The 17,765-nt window shown below is 69.2% G+C and carries 17 protein-coding genes; 9 read left to right on the top strand and 8 right to left on the bottom strand.

Translation table 11 applies throughout. The annotated features are described in order from the left end of the window. The first annotated feature begins 206 nt into the window (after positions 1 to 206). Both ACFULV_RS13135 and ACFULV_RS13130 read left to right on the top strand, forming a co-directional pair. Complete coding sequence (locus tag ACFULV_RS13135; protein WP_378656154.1) at positions 207 to 1,856, top strand: LVIVD repeat-containing protein; 1,650 nt, start codon at positions 207 to 209, stop codon at positions 1,854 to 1,856. Next, positions 1,853 to 2,479, top strand: a complete 627-nt coding sequence (locus tag ACFULV_RS13130) for a DUF305 domain-containing protein (RefSeq protein WP_378656152.1) — start codon at positions 1,853 to 1,855, stop codon at positions 2,477 to 2,479. Before ACFULV_RS13135 ends, ACFULV_RS13130 begins: the two co-directional genes overlap by 4 nt. A gap of 25 nt (positions 2,480 to 2,504) precedes the next feature. Here the strand turns inward: ACFULV_RS13130 and ACFULV_RS13125 are convergent, their stop codons facing one another. From ACFULV_RS13125 to ACFULV_RS13110, 4 genes are all read right to left on the bottom strand, one after another. Next, the gene (locus ACFULV_RS13125) at positions 2,505 to 3,359 is read right to left on the bottom strand and encodes an isocitrate lyase/phosphoenolpyruvate mutase family protein (protein ID WP_378627188.1); all 855 of its coding nucleotides are present in this window, start codon (positions 3,357 to 3,359) and stop codon (positions 2,505 to 2,507) included. A gap of 126 nt (positions 3,360 to 3,485) precedes the next feature. After that, positions 3,486 to 4,142, bottom strand: coding sequence for a GntR family transcriptional regulator (locus tag ACFULV_RS13120; protein WP_378656150.1), 657 nt, complete (start codon positions 4,140 to 4,142; stop codon positions 3,486 to 3,488). Then, positions 4,129 to 4,860 (bottom strand): maleate cis-trans isomerase, encoded by a 732-nt coding sequence (locus ACFULV_RS13115; protein ID WP_378656398.1) that lies wholly within the window; start codon positions 4,858 to 4,860, stop codon positions 4,129 to 4,131. The genes ACFULV_RS13120 and ACFULV_RS13115 overlap by 14 nt, the downstream gene beginning before the upstream one ends. 64 nt (positions 4,861 to 4,924) lie before the next feature. Then, entirely contained in the window at positions 4,925 to 5,665 is a 741-nt protein-coding gene (locus ACFULV_RS13110; RefSeq protein ID WP_378627184.1) for an Asp/Glu/hydantoin racemase, read from the bottom strand. Between the two features lie 86 nt (positions 5,666 to 5,751). Here ACFULV_RS13110 and ACFULV_RS13105 point away from each other — a divergent pair, with 86 nt between their 5' ends. Both ACFULV_RS13105 and ACFULV_RS13100 read left to right on the top strand, forming a co-directional pair. Then, positions 5,752 to 6,717, top strand: a complete 966-nt coding sequence (locus ACFULV_RS13105) for a D-2-hydroxyacid dehydrogenase (RefSeq protein ID WP_378627183.1) — start codon at positions 5,752 to 5,754, stop codon at positions 6,715 to 6,717. Positions 6,718 to 6,729: 12 nt separating this feature from the next. Beyond that, positions 6,730 to 8,124, top strand: coding sequence for an amidase (locus ACFULV_RS13100; protein ID WP_378656147.1), 1,395 nt, complete (start codon positions 6,730 to 6,732; stop codon positions 8,122 to 8,124). A gap of 67 nt (positions 8,125 to 8,191) precedes the next feature. On the opposite strand, the gene ACFULV_RS13095 is transcribed toward ACFULV_RS13100, so the two are convergent. Both ACFULV_RS13095 and ACFULV_RS13090 read right to left on the bottom strand, forming a co-directional pair. Beyond that, positions 8,192 to 8,686, bottom strand: coding sequence for a DUF3830 family protein (locus tag ACFULV_RS13095; protein ID WP_358072207.1), 495 nt, complete (start codon positions 8,684 to 8,686; stop codon positions 8,192 to 8,194). Between the two features lie 86 nt (positions 8,687 to 8,772). Continuing rightward, complete coding sequence (locus ACFULV_RS13090; RefSeq protein ID WP_378656144.1) at positions 8,773 to 10,014, bottom strand: aspartate aminotransferase family protein; 1,242 nt, start codon at positions 10,012 to 10,014, stop codon at positions 8,773 to 8,775. A gap of 106 nt (positions 10,015 to 10,120) precedes the next feature. Here ACFULV_RS13090 and ACFULV_RS13085 point away from each other — a divergent pair, with 106 nt between their 5' ends. The 3 genes from ACFULV_RS13085 (at position 10,121) to ACFULV_RS13075 (ending at position 14,132) form a co-directional block, all read left to right on the top strand. After that, positions 10,121 to 11,614, top strand: coding sequence for an NAD-dependent succinate-semialdehyde dehydrogenase (locus ACFULV_RS13085; protein ID WP_378656141.1), 1,494 nt, complete (start codon positions 10,121 to 10,123; stop codon positions 11,612 to 11,614). A 9-nt stretch (positions 11,615 to 11,623) separates the two neighbouring features. Beyond that, positions 11,624 to 12,697: a tartrate dehydrogenase gene (locus tag ACFULV_RS13080; RefSeq protein WP_378656139.1), complete on the top strand. Its 1,074-nt coding sequence runs from the start codon at positions 11,624 to 11,626 to the stop codon at positions 12,695 to 12,697. Between the two features lie 226 nt (positions 12,698 to 12,923). Next, positions 12,924 to 14,132 carry a molybdopterin-binding protein gene (locus ACFULV_RS13075; protein ID WP_378627175.1) on the top strand — a complete coding sequence of 403 codons (1,209 nt, stop codon included), beginning with the start codon at positions 12,924 to 12,926 and terminating at the stop codon, positions 14,130 to 14,132. Positions 14,133 to 14,204: 72 nt separating this feature from the next. Here the strand turns inward: ACFULV_RS13075 and ACFULV_RS13070 are convergent, their stop codons facing one another. Both ACFULV_RS13070 and ACFULV_RS13065 read right to left on the bottom strand, forming a co-directional pair. Beyond that, a complete protein-coding gene (locus tag ACFULV_RS13070; protein WP_378656137.1) occupies positions 14,205 to 15,446 on the bottom strand; it encodes an SPFH domain-containing protein in 1,242 nt (413 codons plus the stop codon). Positions 15,447 to 15,448: 2 nt separating this feature from the next. After that, positions 15,449 to 15,880 (bottom strand): NfeD family protein, encoded by a 432-nt coding sequence (locus ACFULV_RS13065; protein ID WP_378627172.1) that lies wholly within the window; start codon positions 15,878 to 15,880, stop codon positions 15,449 to 15,451. Between the two features lie 107 nt (positions 15,881 to 15,987). On the opposite strand from ACFULV_RS13065, the gene ACFULV_RS13060 reads away from it, so the two are divergent. Both ACFULV_RS13060 and ACFULV_RS13055 read left to right on the top strand, forming a co-directional pair. Then, the gene (locus tag ACFULV_RS13060; protein ID WP_378656134.1) at positions 15,988 to 16,812 is read left to right on the top strand and encodes a DUF3097 domain-containing protein; all 825 of its coding nucleotides are present in this window, start codon (positions 15,988 to 15,990) and stop codon (positions 16,810 to 16,812) included. A gap of 112 nt (positions 16,813 to 16,924) precedes the next feature. After that, the gene (locus ACFULV_RS13055) at positions 16,925 to 17,737 is read left to right on the top strand and encodes a hypothetical protein (protein ID WP_378656131.1); all 813 of its coding nucleotides are present in this window, start codon (positions 16,925 to 16,927) and stop codon (positions 17,735 to 17,737) included. The last annotated feature ends 28 nt before the right edge of the window (positions 17,738 to 17,765 follow it).

Below are 17,765 nucleotides of genomic sequence, written 5' to 3'. Positions count from 1 at the left end.
GAAACTCCCCGCCTTTTCAGACGCGCTGGTCGTGCAGAGCAACCGTACAGCGTATGGGTGGCGACCCGAGGTAAGCGCGAGCCCCGCCCAACACCCTGTTCCCCGAAACACCCTTCGGCAACCATTCGACCGGCTTACTATTCGTGATGCGGCACAACTGTCTGAGCCAGTTGTGTTGGCCGCATCATTGATTCGGGAGGGCAACGATGCCATCACGTCCGCACACCGACACACGACCCGAGGCCGCGCCCGCGATTCCGCCGGGCGATTCCGGTGCGGCACCGCCGAACAGCCGACGACATTCGCTGGTGCGGATCGTGGCGGCGGCCGCGATCACCGCACTCGTGGCCGTCTGCCTGCCCTCCGGTGCGTCAGCCGATTTCGGCGCCGACCTGAGCGGCGCGGTGCAGGAATTCCTCGATGTGGGCCGAACGGCGGTGCCGCGGGCCGATTGCGGACCCGGATCGCTGCCGGAGACCGGATTGCAGGGCGACGTGCCCGCCGGTGACCGGGACAGCGGGCGCAGCACCCAGGGCTATCGCTGCAATATGTCGATGGCCGGGGGCTACGCCGGGCGCGGAGCGGGCATCACCTCCACGAGTTTCGAGCACTGCGCCTACATGGGCACGTTCTTCCCCGGCAACATGCTCAGCGAGCACCCCGGCGTCCAGGTCCTCGATGTCTCCGATCCGGCGAATCCGAGGCTGACCGCGACCCTCGCCGAACCCGCCATGCTGGCTGGCACCTGGGAGACGTTGAAGGTCAACACGGCTCGCAAACTGCTCGTCGGGACGGGTGTGCCGGTCGGCATCGGAGCCGGATACCTGTCGGTGTACGACATCTCCGATTGCGCGCATCCCCGGCTGCTCAATCCCGGGACCGGCTCGAATCTGCTGATGCCGCTACCGATCACGACACACGAGGGCGGCTTCTCCCCCGACGGGCGCACGTACTGGGCGTCTGGCCTTGTCCCCGGTTTTCTCAGTGCGATCGACCTCACCGATCCAGCGAATCCCCGGGTGATCTGGCAGGGGCTGACGGGGATCGAGGCGCACGGGCTCGGGGTGAGCCCCGACGGAAACCGGCTCTACATCTCCGCCCTGGGCGGATTCACCGTGCTCGATGTGAGCGCGGTGCAACGCCGCGACCCGAATCCACATGTCCCCCATCTCGGCCGCACGTTCTGGACCGACGGCTGGGCCACCCAGCACAGCGTGCCCGTGACCTATGACGGTGTGCCCCATCTGTTCACGGTCGACGAGGGCGGTTCCGGTGGCGTGAAACTCATCGATGTGTCCGACGACAGCGCTCCCCGGATCACCGCCAAGATCAAACTCGAGATCAATCTGCCCGCCAATATCGACGCGGGCATCGGTTCCTCGATGGGCGGTTCGGCGTTCTCCTACGAATCGCACTACTGCACCGCCGACCGTCCCGACGATCCGACCGCCCTGGCCTGCGGCTGGATCTCCTCCGGTATCCGGGTGTTCGACGTCCGCGATCCCGGCGACATCCGCGAGATCGCCTACTTTAATCCGCCTGCCCGCACCGGACGCAATCTCGAGATCTGGAACTCGCCCCATGCCCTGGCCTCGATCATCGGCATTCCGGTGATGAGCGCCCCGGCGGCATTGCGGTCGATGGCCGAGGGGCTGTTCGATCCCACGCAGGTGCTGACCGCGCGGGCCGGCGATATCGCGTTCGGCGACCTGTCCACGGACTGGTGCCTGTCCCCGCCGGAGTGGCGTGGCGATCAGCTGTATGTCACCTGTTCCGACAACGGGTTCATGGTGTTGCAGCTCGACAACGAGGTGTACACACCGCCCGCGAATCAGCAGTCCACGGTCGGGTCGTGACCGTGAACCGGGTGATCCGCGTGGCGTTCGCCGGGGCCGCCGTCCTCTTCCTGCTGGCACTCGGGGCGGCCCTGCGACCGCTCTTCGTCACCGAGACAGCCACGCCCGCACCGGTTCTCACCACGACGGAGCTGGGCTTCGTCCAGGACATGACCGCGCACCACCAGCAGGCGCTGATCCTCACCGAGCGCCTCGACCCGGCCGCGGATCCCACCGTGCGCCGGCTGGCCGACCAGATCGCCGACACTCAGCGCGTGGAGATCGGCACCTTGCTCGGCTGGACCCAGCTGGCGGGCGCCGCCCCCACGGCCGACGTCCCGATGACCTGGATGGCGGGAACCCACCACCACTCGACCGCCGCGCCGACCACGATGCCCGGTATGGCCACCATCGCCGACCTCGACACCCTCGCGGTGGCCCGTGCGGCCGACGCCGAAACCTTGTTCCTGCAACTGATGTACCGCCATCACGCGGGCGGCGTCACGATGGCCCGCGCCGCGGACACCCTGCTCACCTCGGGTCCGGTGAAACAGGCCGCCCGCGCCATGGCCCAATCCCAAAGTCAGGAAATGGGGTACCTCGGCATGCTCCTCGACCTGCGAGGTGCCCGGCCCACTTCCTGATGAGACCGACGAGCGAGCTCACCCGTCAGGTGCGGTCGGTGAAGTGGGCGTTGAGCGCCGTCTGGGTGAGTTGGGTGTCGCCGTAGGTGAAAGTGCCGTGCTCGGAGAGCTCGGTGGCCGCGTCGAGCAGGTGGCGGTAGAGCAGGCGGGCGATGCTGCCGCCCACGGTGACCCGGCGGACGCCGAGGTCGGCGAGTTCGGCCATCGACAAGCCGCCACCGGTCAGGCCCATGACGACGTTGAGCGGTCCGTCGATCGCCTCGACGAGCGTGGCGATCGTGGCGGCGTCGGCCGCCCCGGGGACGAAGGCGCAGTCCGCGCCCGCGGCGAGGTAGGAGTTGGCGCGGCGGATCGCCTCGTCGAGACCGGCGTCCACGAGCAGCGCGTCGGTACGGCCGACGAGCACGAACGGCTCACCGCTGGCGGCCACCGCCGCGCGCGCCGCCCGGACCCGGTCCACCGCGTGCACCTCGTCGAACAGCGGCGTGGTTCGGTCGCCGGTGAAGTCCTCGATGTTGCCGCCCGCCGCACCGGCGTCGATGGCGAGGGAGAGGGTGGTCGCCACATCCTGGGCGTCCGGCCCGTACCCCTCCTCGAGATCGGCGCTGACCGGCACCCGCACGGAGCTGGTGATCTCGTGGATCCGCCGCATCATCGTCGAACGATCCACGCGGCCGTGCTCACCGTGCTCGGTGAAGAAGTCGTGATCGGGTCGACCGAACGAGAAGGCGACCCCAGCGCTGGTGGTCGCGATGGCGGGAAATCCCACCGACTCCAGGATCCGCGCGCTCCCGGCATCCCAGGCATTCGGCAACAGGAAGCAGCCGTCGCGGTGCAGATCGACGAAAGCCTGTGCGCGTGTCCGCTGTTCGCTGTCCACGAGAGCTCCTGGTGGGAGTCGGGGTGTTCGTACGCGTCCATTCTGCCCGTCGCGCACCATCGCCTCGCACGTCACCCGCTCCCGGCTCAGCCACGACGGACCGACGTGACGACGGGGGCAACGGAGCTAGCGGTCGCGCAGGCGCCGCACCGCGTCGTCCATGTGTTCCACGAGCAGAGCGCGAGCACGCTCGGGTGAGCCGACGCCGATCGCCTCGTGGAGTTCGACGTGTTCGCGAGCTTGTTCGCGCAGGTCGGGGTAGGTGGTTTGGAGGGCGCCCAGGCACATGCGGGTTTCGATGAGCAGGGTGCGGGCGGCGCGAACGAGGCGGGGGCTGTCGGCGGCGGTGACGAGCGCTTCGTGGAAGGCCTGGTCGGCATCGGAGACACCGGCGGCATCGCCCGCCTCGGCGGTGCGCCGCATGGCGGTGACGCTGGGTCGCAGTGCGGCGTAGGCGATGTCGCGGCGGCCGTCGAGGATGAGGTCGAGCGCACCGCCTTCCAGGGCGGTGCGGGCGCGGTAGATGTCGATGACATCGTCGGTGGTGAGTTCGATGACGAAGATGCCGCGGTTGCGGATGCTGAACAGCAGGCCCTCTTGCACGAGGCGTTGCATGGCCTCGCGCACGGGTCCACGGGAGACGCCGAAACTGGTTGCCAGGTCGGCTTCCCCGAGTTGGGCGCCGGGCGCCAGCGCGCCGCGCATGATCGCCTCGCGCAGGCGGTCGGCGATCATCTCCGCGGTGGACTGCTGGTTGACCGGCTCGAAATCAATGATCGACATGGCGACTCCCCTCCGCGAACAACGCGCCCAGCTCGGGAGCGACCGCGGTGACCCCGGCCAGCCGCAGACCTTCCCAGATGGTGACCTGGTTCGCCGTCAGCACCGGCTTGCCGAGCGCGGCCTCGAGTTTCGGGAGCACCTCGAGAGTATGCATCGCCGTATCCGGGATGAGCAGTGCCTGGGCGTCGGGGTGGTCGTTGGTGACGGCCAGGGTCAAAACCTGGTCGGGAGTGAGGGTGCCGACCTCGGCAGCGGTGTCGATCCCGGCGCTCGACATCGACACCACTTCGATGCCCGCGTCGGCGAGGAAGTCGACGAACAACCGTGCCACCTCCTCGGGGTAGCTCGCGACCACAGCCACGCGCCGCACACCGAGCGCCCGCGCCGCTTCGACGAACGCGAAACTCGTGCTCGAGGCTGGCACTCCGGCCGCCTCGGCAAGACTCTCGACCTGACCGCGCGCACCCTGTGGCCCGTAGACGAAACTGCCCGAGGTGCACGCCCAGACCACGGCGGCGGGGTCTTCGGCCGCGAGCAACGAAGCGCCGTGGCTCAGCTTCTCCGGGCTGCCCAGATCGAGCAGTTCGGGGACGGCGTGCAGGTCGGTGCCGTAGATGTGGGCCACCGGCAACGCGGCGCCGAGCAGGGCCGCGGCGCGCGGGTAGTCGTCCTCGGCGGCGTGGTCGGGGTAGATGAATCCGATGGTGGGCGTGTGCATCTCGCTCCGTTCAGAAGTCATTGACGAGCCACTTTCCTGGGCAGAATGTCGCGTCCCCATTCGGTCAGAAGACATTCACGAGCCACTTTCCTGGGCCCATCATGGGGAGTTTCATCCGGCCGAGGCAGGCCCACATGGTCAGTTGATTGGCGGTGAGGACGGGTTTGCCGAGTGCCTGTTCGAGTGGCTCGATCACGTCGTAGGTCGGCAGGTTGGTGCAGCTGACGAAGATCGCTTCCGAGCGGGGGTCGTCGGCGCCGAGTATCCGTTCGGCGATGGTGCGGTAGTTGACCTTCCAGATGCCGCCGCCGAGCCCGAGATGATCGGACTTGATCGTGGTGCAGCCCGCTTCGTCGAGGAACTCGTGCAGTTTGCCGGTGAGGATCTCGTCGTACGGGGTGATCACCGACATGCGGGTGATGTTGAGGTGCTTGATCGCTTCCACCAGGGCGCCGGAGGTGGTCACCGCGTCCGGTGCGCCGGCCAGGCAGATCGTTTCCCGCAGGGATCGTTCGTAGGCGAGCCCGTTGATGAAACTGCCCGAAGTACACAGGTAAGCAACGACTTCCGGTTCCACGTGCAGCACGTCGTGCGTGGCCGCCGTGAGGTGCAGCGGGTTGGACACGAGTTCGGCCATCGCCAGGGAGACCGGCACCGGTTCATAGGGTGTGCGGGCCAGGTGCAGACTCACCTCCAGGGGCGCCCACCGCCACAGTTCCCGTTCGAGGGCGAGGTCGAACGGCGCGATCACGCCGATACCTCGTTGGGCTACCGGCCCGTCGATGTCCGGGAAGCTGAACTCCACTGCGGCCCCTCTCGCGCTCAGCCGGGCAGACCTCCGAACACGATCGGATTGTTGACAATCATACGATCTGATCGTACGGTGTCAATGTGGAAAACGGGCCGATTGTCACCGTCCTACATCGTGACAGCCTGCCCGAATCGGACCTCATGGCCCCCGTTGCCGAGCGCGCCGACGTGCGCTACACCGAGGCCGACGGGCTCGCCGATGCGCTACACGGCGCCGATGTGCTGTTCGTCTACGACTTCCAGACCCGCGCCGTTCCCGGTGCGTGGCCCAGCGCCGATCGCCTGCGCTGGCTGCACATGGGCGGTGTGGGGGTTGACCCGGTGATGTTCCCGGAGCTGCGCGCATCCGAGGTGGTGGTCACCAATACCCGCAATGTCTTCGATACGGCCATCGCCGAATATGTCCTCGGACAGATCATCTCGTTCGCCAAGGACCTGCCCGGCTCGATCCGGTTGCAGCAGCGGCACGAGTGGCGGCACCGGGAATCCGAACGCGTGGCCGGGACCACGGCACTGATCGTCGGGACCGGCTCGATCGGCCGCACCACCGCGCGATTGCTGCGCGCCGCGGGCATGACGGTGCGCGGGGTCGGGCGCCGCGCCCGCTCCGGTGACCCGGATTTCGGCACCATCAGCGACGACCTGCACGCCGAACTACCCGGCGCGGACTACGTGATCGCGATCGCGCCGCTCACCGCGCGGACCCGGCACATGTTCGACGCCGCCGCGTTCGCGGCCATGAAACCGCATGCCAGGTTTGTCAATGTCGGGCGCGGGGAATTAGTGGTTACCGACGATCTCGTCGCCGCGCTCGGCAACGGTTCGATCGCCGCGGCCGCACTGGACGTGGTGGATCCGGAACCGCTGCCCGCGGGTCATCCGCTCTGGGATCTACCGAACGTGGTGCTCACGCCACACAATTCGGGTGATTTCCACGGCTGGCGCACCGAGATCGTCCGCGCATTCACCGACAATTTCGGCAGGTGGGAAGCCGGACTGCCGCTGGACAACGTTGTCGACAAGACGCTCGGGTACGTGCCCGGCTGAAGGAGCCCCGCCATGACGCAGCCCGATCTCCCCACCGATCCCACCGTGCTGACGGCGGTTCAGTTGGTCTCGGCCTATGCGGCCGGGCAGCTCTCCCCCGTCGAAGCAGCGCAAGCCTGCCTGGACGCCGTCGCGGCCCGCGACGGCGCTCTCAACGCGTTCTGCCTGGTCGATCCGGACCGGGCGCTGGTGCAGGCGAAGGACTCCGAGGCGCGCTGGCAGTCGGGCCATCCGCGCGGGTTACTCGACGGTGTGCCGATTTCCATCAAGGACATCTTCCTGACCGAAGGCTGGCCGACCCTGCGTGGTTCCACCTGTGTCGACGCGGGCGGGCCGTGGCTGGTGGACAGTCCGGTCGCCGCTCGGCTGCGCGAGGACGGGATGGTGTTCGTCGGCAAGACGACCACCCCGGAGATCGCCTGGAAGGGTGTCACCGACAGTCCGCTCACCGGCGTCACCCGCAATCCCGCCGATCCCGCGACGACCGCGGGCGGATCGTCCGGGGGCAGCGCGGCGGCGGTGGCGGGTGGGATGACGCCGGTGAGCGTGGGCACCGACGGAGGCGGCAGCATCCGTATTCCGGCCTCGTTCTGCGGGATCGTCGGCTTCAAACCGACACACGGGCGGGTGCCGCTGTACCCGGCCAGCCCGTTCGGGCCCCTCGCCCATGCCGGGCCGATGACGCGCACCGTCGAGGACGCGGCGCTGCTGATGGACATCCTCTCGCTGCCGGATCCGCGTGACCCGACCGCGCTGGCGCCCACCTTGACGACCTTCCGCAGTCAGATGCAGCGGGATGTGCGTGGGCTGTCGGTCGGCTACTCCGCCACGCTCGGGTACGCCCAGGTGGACCCGGAGGTGGCCGAGATCGTCGAGAGCGCGGTGCGGCGCCTGGCCGAGGCCGATCTGACCATCGATGCGGTCGATCCCGGATTCGCCGACCCACGCGAAGCCTTCGAAACCCTCTGGGCAGCGGGTGCGGCGACCATGCTGTCGAAGTTCCCGGCCGGCTCCCGCGCGAACGTGGATCCCGGCTTGGGCGCGGTCTGGGCTCGCGGCGAAGCTGTCAGCGCCGTGGACTATCTCGACGCCCGCCATGTCGCGGCGGAAGTCGGCATCACGATGGGCACCTTCCACACCGCCTACGACGTCCTGATCACCCCGACCATGCCGATCACCGCGTTCGAGGCCGGCCACGATGTGCCGCCGGGCAGCGGGCTGCGCGGCTGGCCGGACTGGACCCCGTTCACCTACCCGTTCAACATGACGCAGCAACCCGCCATCAGCATCCCGGTCGGCACGACTCGCACCGGAATGCCGGTGGGCTTGCAGATCGTCGGCCCCCGGCACTCCGACGACTTGATCCTCGCGGTAGCCCGGCACGCCGAGTTCGTGCTGAACTCCTGAAACGTGGAGGGCGTTCACCACTTTCGACGCCGCCGAGGGATTCGGCGGCGTCGCAGCGGTCGCTGTCTCACGCGCGGGCGAACGCCAATGTCTCGCCCTCGACACCGCGCAACCACAGCCCGTTGCAGGCTGCCGCCAAGTCCGCGAGGCCGTCCTCGATGGTGGCGAAGACGCTGCCGGGAACCCAGCCGAGGTCGCCGTTGATCAGGAGATTGTTGCGGCCGTAGAACAGGGCGAGATCGGTGGCGCCCTGGGCGTGGTGGGCGGCGGAGCCCGGTTCGTAGCCGTAGGCCGGGTTGCCGATTTCCCACGGTTCGAAGTCGAAGAGGCAGACGTCGCCGGGAATCGGTGTGACGGTGGGGTTTTCGCGATGTGGGGCCGCCGTGATGCGGGGCACCAGCGCGTAGACCTCGTTGCGGGCGTATTTGGCGTGGAAGGCGTCGCCCTCCTGCGGGAGCGCGTCCCAGACGGCGGCACACGTGCGCGGAGCTTCGTCGTCGAGCAGGCGCGCGCGGCAGGTGACGCCGGCTTTGGTGAGGGTGATGCTCATGTAGCGGGCCATCGGCTCCTGCTTCCTGTGCGGTGCGGGATTGCCCCGGTTGTGGTGCGAGTCCCCGCCCGGAACCCGAGCGGGGACAGCGTGGCGGACTACAGCTCGGCGAGGACTTCCGACCAGATCGCCAGGGCATCCTCGACCTGAGTTTCGGTGACGATCAGCGGCGGAATCATGCGCACGACGTTCATGTGCGCCCCGCAGGTGAGCAGCAGCAGCCCCTTGTCGACGGCGGCCTTCTGGGCGGCCGATGCCGTCGCGGTGTCGGGTTCGCCGGTCGCCGTGGTGAACTCGGCGCCGACGAGCAGACCGAGGCCACGGACGTCCCCGATCGCCTTCGTGGCGAGACTCTCGACGCCGGAGAGCAATTGCGCTCCACGGACGGCGGCGTTGTCGACGAGACCCTCGGCCTCGATCACCTCGAGTGTCGCGACCGCGGCGGCACAGGCCACCGCGTTGCCGCCGTAGGTCCCGCCCTGCGACCCCGGCCAGGCCTTGGCCATCAACTCCCGCGACGCCGCGATGCCCGACAGCGGGAATCCGCTGGCCAACCCCTTGGCGATGGTGATCACGTCGGGGCGGACGTCGAAGTGCTGGTGGCCGAAGAACTTTCCGGTCCGGCCGAAGCCGGTCTGGATCTCGTCGAAGACCAGCAGGATGCCGTGCCGGTCGGCGCGCTCGCGCAGGCCCTGGAAGAACCGGGTGTTGCCGGGGATGTAGCCGCCCTCGCCGAGCACCGGTTCGACGATGAACGCGGCGGTCTCGGCGGGCGAGGTGAGGGTGGCGAGCAGGTAGTCGAGCTCACGCAGCGCGAAGTCGGTGGCTTCCGCTTCGCTCCACCCGTAGCGGAAGGCGGTCGGAAACGGGGCCACGTGCACCCCGGACATAAGCGGGCTGAACCCGGCCGAGAATCGGGTTCCCGAGGTGGTCATGGTCGCCGCGGCGACGGTGCGGCCGTGAAAACCGCCGTGGAAGACGATCACGTTCGGGCGCCCGGTGGCTTGGCGGACCAGTCGCAGCGCGGCCTCGACCGCCTCGCTGCCGGAATTGGCGAAGAACAGCGCGTCCAAGCCCTCGGGCAGCACAGCGCCGAGGCGCTCGGTGAGCTCGAGCAGCGGCCGGTGCAGCACCGTGGTGTATTGGCCGTGGATCAGGCTGGCGACCTGGGCCTGCGCCGCCGCGACCACGGTGGGGTGACAGTGCCCGGTGCTGGTGACGCCGATCCCGGCGGTGAAGTCCAGGTACCGGCGACCGTCGGTGTCGTAGAGGTAGCAGCCGGCACCGTGGTCGACATGGACGGGCGTGGCCTGCTTCAGGACGGGAGACAGCTCGGTCATCAAGGACTCCCCAGATTGTCTATTGTCGGATTGTTGACAATATGCATAACATGGCGGCAGGGTTCACAGCAACGGTTGATCCACCGCGTCGGGAGGCAGGCACCGCATGGACGAGTCCGGGGGCAGCGCGCAGCTGCTCGACACCCTGAGCGCCGCCGAGCGGGCCGCGGTCGACAGCGTTCCGCAGGGGTTTTTCATCGGGGGCCGATGGCGTGAGTCCGCCGCCACGCTGCCCGTCCTCGATCCCGCGACCGGTGCGCGGCTGTGCGCGGTGGCGGACGCGAGTCCATCCGACGGACTCGACGCGCTGGCCGCGGCCGCCGCCGCCCAGGCGGCCTGGGCCGACACCCCGGCACGCACCCGCAGCGACATCCTCATGCGCGCGCACCACGCGCTCCTGGCCGACACCGAACGCCTCGCCCTGGTCATGACGCTCGAGATGGGCAAGCCGCTCACCGAGGCGCGCGGCGAAATCGCCTACGCCGCGGAGTTCTTCCGCTGGTTCGCCGAGGAAGCCGTCCGCCTCGACGGCGGCTACATGCCCGCGCCGACGGGTGGATCCCGGTTTCTGGTGACGAAGCAGCCGGTGGGGCCGAGCCTGCTCATCACGCCGTGGAACTTCCCGATGGCGATGGGCGCCCGCAAGATCGCGCCCGCGCTGGCGGCCGGCTGCACCTGTGTGGTGAAGCCCGCTGAACAAACACCGCTGTCGATGCTGGCGCTCGCGGCGATCCTGGCCGAGGCGGGCGTGCCCGACGGTGTGGTCAATGTGGTGACCACCGCCGACCCCGGCGCGCTGATCACACCGCTCATCGCCGATCCGCGTTCCCGGAAACTCTCCTTCACCGGGTCCACCGCCATCGGGAAACTCCTCCTGGAACAGTGCGCCCGCACCGTGATGCGTACCTCGATGGAGCTCGGCGGCAACGCACCGCTGCTGGTGTTCGACGATGCCGATCTCGACGAAGCGGTCGAGGGCGCGCTCGCCGCCAAGATGCGCAATATCGGCCAGGCCTGTACGGCCGCGAACCGAATTCTGGTGCAGCGCGGCATCGCTGCGGAATTCGCCGAACGACTGGCCGCGCGGATGGCGGCACTGCCGATGGGCCGTGGCACCGAACCGGGCGTTGTCGTCGGGCCGCTCATCGACGCCGACGCCGTGGCCAAGGTGGAACACCTCGTGGCCGACGCCCGCCGGCGCGGCGCCGAGGTGCGGCTCGGTGGCACGGCGATCGACGGACCGGGCACCTTCTACCCGGCGACCGTGCTCACCGGCGTCCCCGACGACGCCGAGTTGTGCCACACCGAGATCTTCGGACCCGTCGCCGCGATCGGCACGTTCGACACCGAGGACGAGGCCATCACTCGCGCCAACGACACCCCGTACGGGCTGGTGGCGTACGTGTTCACCGAGAACCTGCGTCGCGGCCTGCGCGTCTGCGAAGCGCTGGACACGGGCATGGTCGGCCTGAACCAGGGCGTGGTCTCCAATCCGGCCGCGCCGTTCGGCGGGGTGAAGGAATCGGGGCTCGGGCGTGAGGGCGGCTTCACCGGGATCGACGAATTCCTCGAGACCAAATACATCGGCGTCAAGGTTTAGGGAGACAGCGTGCGCACATACCGGATCGCGACCATTCCGGGCGACGGAATCGGCGTCGACGTGACCGTCGAGGCGGTGAAGGTGCTCGACCGGGTCCTGCCGGGCATCAGCTGGACCGAGTTCGACTGGTCCTGTGAGAACTATCTGCGGACCGGTGCGATGATGCCCGCCGACGGGCCCGAGCAGCTCGCCGGGTTCGACGCGATCCTGCTGGGCGCCGTCGGATTCCCCGGGGTGCCCGACCACATCTCGCTGTGGGGCCTGCTGATTCCGCTGCGACGCGCCTTCGGCCAGTACGTCAACCTGCGGCCGGTACGGCTGCTGCCCGGCACGGAATCGGCGCTGCGCGACCGCACCGCCGAGGACCTCGACATTCTTATCGTGCGGGAGAACTCCGAAGGCGAGTACTCCGAGATCGGTGGCATCCACAACCCGGGCAGGCCGGACGAATTCGTGCTGCAGGAATCGGTGTTCACCCGCACCGGCTGCGAACGGATCATCCGCTATGCGTTCGACCGCGCCGCCGAACGCTCGGGCAAGCTCTGTTCGGCGACGAAATCCAACGGGCTCATCCACTCGATGCCCTACTGGGACAGTATTTTCGAGCGCGTGGCCGCCGAGTACCCGGCGGTGCGGACCCGGCAGATGCACGTCGACGCCCTCGCCGCCGAAATCGTGCTCCACCCCGATCGCCTGGACGTGATCGTGGGCTCGAACCTGTTCGGCGACATCCTCTCCGACCTCGCCGCGGCCGTCACCGGCGGACTCGGGCTCGCACCCTCGGGCAACATCAACCCCGCGGCGGACGCGCCGTCGATGTTCGAGGCCGTGCACGGTAGCGCGCCCGACATCGCGGGCCTGGGTATCGCCGACCCCGTCGCCCAGATCCTCGCCGGGGCCATGCTGCTCTCCCACCTGGGCGAGCACACCGCTGCCGCTGCCGTCGACCGCGCGGTCTGCGATGTGCTCGCCGCGGGTACGGTCCGCACTCCGGACCTGGGCGGCACCGCCACCACCGCCGAGCTGGGCACCGCCATCGCCGACCGCGCCGCCGAGCTGGCGAACGCCCTCACCGGAGCGTGAACCGAACCCGTCGGCTCCTCCTCCGCCGCTGACCGCCCGGACGTCGGGACACGCAGCCCGCAGACCTGCGGGTCACCCGCTCGTGACGCCGAACTGCGCACCGAGCGGCATGCGCGTGCGTGAGCACAACGTCATCGCGAGGCAACTGCCCAGAAAATCGCAGGCAATCGGTGGTGCGCACGATGAGTCCCAGTATCGGTGACGGGTCCTCGGAAGGCGGAACGTGGTGACGAGCGCACGGGTGGGCGTAGTTCCGGCGGTGCAATGTGGGCTGGGGCTGGTGCGCGCGCGAATAGCCGCCGAGCTCGAGCCGATCGCGGTGCGTGAGCGACCCGTGGCCGAGGCCGTGGGGGCGACCCTGGCTGTCGCCCTCGCCGCGGGCACTCCCCTGCCACGGGTGGACAGCGCCGCCATGGACGGTTACGCGGTGGCCGGCCCCGGACCGTGGTGGCGGCTGCACCAGCAGGTCAGCTACGCCGGGCGCGGCTGCTCGGTGGTGCTGGCACCCGGCGAGGCGGTACGGATCGCGACCGGTGCGGCGACCCCCCTGGGCACCACGGCAACCCTGCGCGACGAACACATCGTGACCACGAGCGTGTCCGGCAAACCGGTGGTGATGCGCGCGCCCGGCGCACCGGTGCGCGACGACACCCGCCGCCAGGGCGAACACTGGAGCAGCGGAACGGAATTGGCTCGCGCCGGGGCCCGCGTCTCACCGGCACTCGCTTCGGCGGCACTCAGCGCCGAAGCCGAAACCGTCACCGTGCGTGGACCTCTGCGCGCCGACGTGGTGATGACCGGTGACGAGATCCGCGCTGTCGGCCCGCTCGGCCCGGGCGAAACCCGCGACTCCCTCGGCCCGGTCATGCCGGAGTTCTTGCGCTGCTGCGATATCGAGAGCACCGGCCTGTGGCACCTGGCCGACAGCCGCGACCTGCTGCGCTCCTGGCTCACCCTGAAATCCCACGCCGACCTGGTCGTCATGGTCGGTGCCACCGGTCGCGGCGCCGCCGACCACCTGCGCACCCTGCTCGCCGACCTCGGCGCCCGCATCATCGTCGAACGGATAGCGATCCGCCCCGGCGGCTCCACCCTGGTCGCCCAGCTCCCCGACGGCCGGGTCCTGCTCGGCCTGCCCGGCAACCCCTTCGCCGCCGTCGCGGCCCTCTTGGCCGTCGGCCCGGCCATCGTCGACGCCCTCACGCTGCGCACGCCCGGCCCCACCATGTGGGGCCGCCTCTCCGACGCCGGAGTCATGGAAGGCGAAGCCACCCGGATAGTCGGCGTCCAGCAGCACCCCGGCGGTGTCTGGCGCAGCACAGGCCCCGCTCACACCCCTCACCTGGCCGGTCTCATCGCCTGCCAAGCCCTGGCCATCCTTCCCCCCGGCACCGGCCGAGGCTCCCTCGTCGAACTCCTTCCCCTTCCCCACTGACCCGATAGCGTTGCCGCACAACAGAAACGGCCCCGGCGTGGAAGTCCACACCGGGGCCGTACTCTGCTCGGATCAGCCGTGTTGCGGCGGCTGCCAGGGGCGACCGTAGGGGTCGTCCGGACGCGGGGCGGGGCGTTCCGCCGGGGCGATCGGAGGTGGGGTCGGGAGTTCCGGGTTCCCCTTGGCCACTGAGGTCTTCGGCCGGGGTACGGGGGAATCGAAACCCTCGACGGGGGTGCGGGCGGTGGCTTCCGCGGCGCGGACCGCTTCGGCGATCTTGGGGTCCGAGGCGGTTTCGAACCAGTCGGCCACGTCGGTGTCGTCTTCGATCTTCACCGGGGCTTCGTCGGCGGACGGTTCGTAGCGGAAGACGCCGTCCTCGCCCTTGGTGGCGAAGTTCTGGGCGAAGCCTTCGAGCGCCTTGCCGAAATCGCTGGGGACCAGCCACACCTTGTTCGCATCGCCCTTGGCCACCATCGGCAGGGTCTGCATGTACTGGTAGGCGAGCAGTTCCGGAGTCGGCTTGCCGTTCTTGATGGCGGCGAACACCTTCTCGATCGCCTTCGCCTGCCCCTGGGCCTGCAGGTAGGAGGCGGCGCGTTCACCCTGGGCGCGCAGGATGCGGCTCTGGCGTTCACCCTCGGCCGACAGGATCGAGGACTGCTTGCCGCCCTCGGCGGTCAGGATCGCCGCCTGCTTGGCGCCCTCGGCGGTCTTGATCTGCGCTTCACGGTTACCTTCGGCGGTGAGGATCGTCGCGCGCTTCTCGCGATCGGCCTTCATCTGCTTCTCCATCGATTCCTGGATCGACGGCGGCGGATCGATGGACTTGAGCTCCACGCGGGCCACCCGAAGGCCCCAGCGGCCGGTGGCCTCGTCGAGCACACCGCGCAGCTGGTTGTTGATCTGATCGCGCGAGGTCAGCGTCTCTTCCAGAGTCATGCCACCGACCACATTGCGCAGCGTGGTGACAGTGAGCTGCTCGACCGCGGCGATGTAGTTGCTGATCTCGTAGACCGCGGCCTGCGGGCTGGTGACCTGGAAATACACCACCGAGTCGATCTGCAGGGTGAGGTTGTCCTGGGTGATCACCGGCTGCGGCGGGAACGACACGACCCGCTCGCGCAGGTCCACCTTCGCCCGGACACGATCGGCGAACGGGACGAGGAACGTCAGCTGACCGGACACGGTGCGCGAATAACGCCCGAGCCGTTCGATCACCGCCGCCTCGGCCTGCGGGACGAGGGCGATCGATTTGAACACCACCACCACGACCAACAGGACGAGGACGGCGGCCACGATCAAGGCAACCATTGCTAGGGACCCTTCCAGACGACGGCGGTCGCGCCATCGATCTTCATCACATAGACAGTCACACCGGCTTCGTACACTTCACTCGGGTCGAGCGGACGCGCGGTCCAGACCTCGCCACCGAGCTTGACCTGACCCGAATACTCCGCGACCTGCTCGAGCACCAGCGCCGACTTCCCCGGCAGCGCATCGGCATTCGTCGGCGTGGGCGGCGGGGTACCGAACTTGCGGCGCAACAGCGGGCGCACCCCGAGGAACAGCACACCGGCCATCGCGGCGAACACCAGCGCGTCGCCCCACACCGGTAGGTCGGTGGCGGCGCTGACGCCCGCCGTGCCGAGTGCGGCCACGCCCAGCGTGAGCAGCATGAGATCCCCGGTGAGCATTTCCGCCGCCGCGAGAACGATGCCCGCGATCAGCCAGACTATTGCGGCCACCCTGCCAGCCTAGCCCCGATGACCGGTTTGCGGGCGGGCTCGTGTGATCGCCGGTCCCGGTGCGGCGGTGCGGCGCACTCTGTTCTGCGCGCGGTAGTTTCGGGGGCGTGAGTGCACGAGACAGCTACGGCGACATCTATTCCGGACACGATCGGACCAAGAAGAAGCCGGTGCCGGCAGTGAGTGCCGAACGCGACCTGGTGGTGGAGGACGCGGCGAGCGGATTCTGTGGTGCCGTAGTCGGTTTCGATCGCAGCTACGACGGCGAGTTCGTGAAGCTCGAGGACGCGCGCGGGACGGTGCGGTTGTTCGCGATGCGCGAGGCCGCGTTCCTGATCGACGGGAAGCCGGTCACGCTGACCAAGCCCACCACGACCGCGCCGAAACAGCCGGCACGGTCGGCCTCGGGGTCCACCCGCGTCGAGGGCCTGCGGGCAAGAGTCGCGCGGACCAGCCGGATCTGGGTGGAAGGCGTGCACGACGCGGCGCTCGTCGAACGGGTGTGGGGCCACGACCTGCGGGTGGAGGGCGTGGTCGTCGAACACCTCGAGGGCCTCGACAATCTCGGCGCCCGGCTCACCGAGTTCGAACCCGGCCGTGACGCGCGGGTAGGGGTACTCGTCGACCATCTGGTGACCGGCTCGAAGGAGACGCACCTGACCACCGGCCTCGGCCCGCACGTGCTGGTGACCGGCCATCCCTACATCGATGTCTGGCAGGCCGTTCGCCCCGCCGCGCTCGGCATCGACGCCTGGCCGACAGTGCCGCGCGGCGAGGACTGGAAGACCGGAATCTGCGCGCGCCTCGGCTGGGGAACACCGCAGCAGGGCTGGCGCCGTGTCTACGATGCGGTCGGCTCGTTCCGGGATCTGGAAGCCCCACTCATCGGCGCCGTCGAGCGGCTCATCGACTTCGTGACCGAGCCGGAGTGAACGCACAGCAGGTCAGGCGGGTCCTCGCGCCGAAATCGATGACCCGCGTAGGCACCATCGACCACCTCGGTGCGCGCACGCGATCGCAGGCGAACCTTTATGCTCGATGATTATGTGCTCTCCCAGTGCCACGCTGACGCTGTGGGCCGGCTCCTGGCTGGCCGGTACCAGCGCGCCCGACGACGTGCTGGAGGCACTGCACGCCTGGGCGTCGCGCCATACCATCGCGGCGGGCGACCCGGTCACCGGCGGACGCACGGACCTGCCGTGGACCTCGCGCGGCGCTGCGGGCAACGGCGCCATGCCGCTGCTCAAGGTGATCCGCGAGGCGATGGCTCCGGCCGGGGCGCAGCTACGCCTGGTTCTGCCCGCACCGGGTGACGTCCGCGGGCTGCCGGTCGGCACCGCGTTCGCCGCCGACGCGATCGACGCCGAGGAGGGCCTGCTGCTCGGCGTTCCCGGCGAGCCCGGCACCGGCCTGATCCCGCAGTGGGACGACGACGACACCCTGCAGTGGACCGTCTACGGCGTCGATCTGCCGCGTATCGCGGGTCACGACATGTCGCTCGGCGAGGCCGAGTACACCATGCGCGAATCGGTGCGCGACGCCGCCGACGCCCTGATGCAACTGCACACCACCTCGGTCGGCAACGGCGACGACGATCCGCGTGAACAGATCGAGGCCCAGCTCGCGGCCTATGCGCGCCACGCCTATCCCGACTCGATCCCGTTGCGCGCCAAGCGAATTCTCGATACCGCCGATCATGTGGCCGCGATCCTCACCGTCGCTCAGCACGAGCCGGCGTCCTCACCCACCTCGGCCACCGCACTCGGGGCGCACGAATCCCTGCTGCGGCCGCTGTGGAACACGATCCGCGAGGCCCGGCTCGTCGCGGTCCACGCCGCTGCCCGCCGCGACGGCTGACCTTCCGCATTCGGGACGCAAGGCGTAG

This window comes from Nocardia sp. NPDC057272 (genome assembly GCF_042668615.1).
Lineage (GTDB): Bacteria > Actinomycetota > Actinomycetes > Mycobacteriales > Mycobacteriaceae > Nocardia.
The sequence above is the reverse complement of the archived record's forward strand: the minus strand, read 5'-3'. Positions and strand labels throughout refer to the sequence as shown.

Bases quoted from the DNA above. Each gene is read 5' to 3' on its own strand.
- ACFULV_RS13135 (WP_378656154.1), top strand. From the start codon at position 207: ATGCCATCACGTCCGCACACCGACACACGACCCGAGGCCGCGCCCGCG.
- ACFULV_RS13120 (WP_378656150.1), bottom strand. From the start codon at position 4,142: ATGTCGATCATTGATTTCGAGCCGGTCAACCAGCAGTCCACCGCGGAG.
- ACFULV_RS13115 (WP_378656398.1), bottom strand. From the start codon at position 4,860: ATGCACACGCCCACCATCGGATTCATCTACCCCGACCACGCCGCCGAG.
- ACFULV_RS13100 (WP_378656147.1), top strand. From the start codon at position 6,730: ATGACGCAGCCCGATCTCCCCACCGATCCCACCGTGCTGACGGCGGTT.
- ACFULV_RS13095 (WP_358072207.1), bottom strand. From the start codon at position 8,686: ATGGCCCGCTACATGAGCATCACCCTCACCAAAGCCGGCGTCACCTGC.
- ACFULV_RS13090 (WP_378656144.1), bottom strand. From the start codon at position 10,014: ATGACCGAGCTGTCTCCCGTCCTGAAGCAGGCCACGCCCGTCCATGTC.
- ACFULV_RS13085 (WP_378656141.1), top strand. From the start codon at position 10,121: ATGGACGAGTCCGGGGGCAGCGCGCAGCTGCTCGACACCCTGAGCGCC.
- ACFULV_RS13070 (WP_378656137.1), bottom strand. From the start codon at position 15,446: ATGGTTGCCTTGATCGTGGCCGCCGTCCTCGTCCTGTTGGTCGTGGTG.
- ACFULV_RS13055 (WP_378656131.1), top strand. From the start codon at position 16,925: ATGTGCTCTCCCAGTGCCACGCTGACGCTGTGGGCCGGCTCCTGGCTG.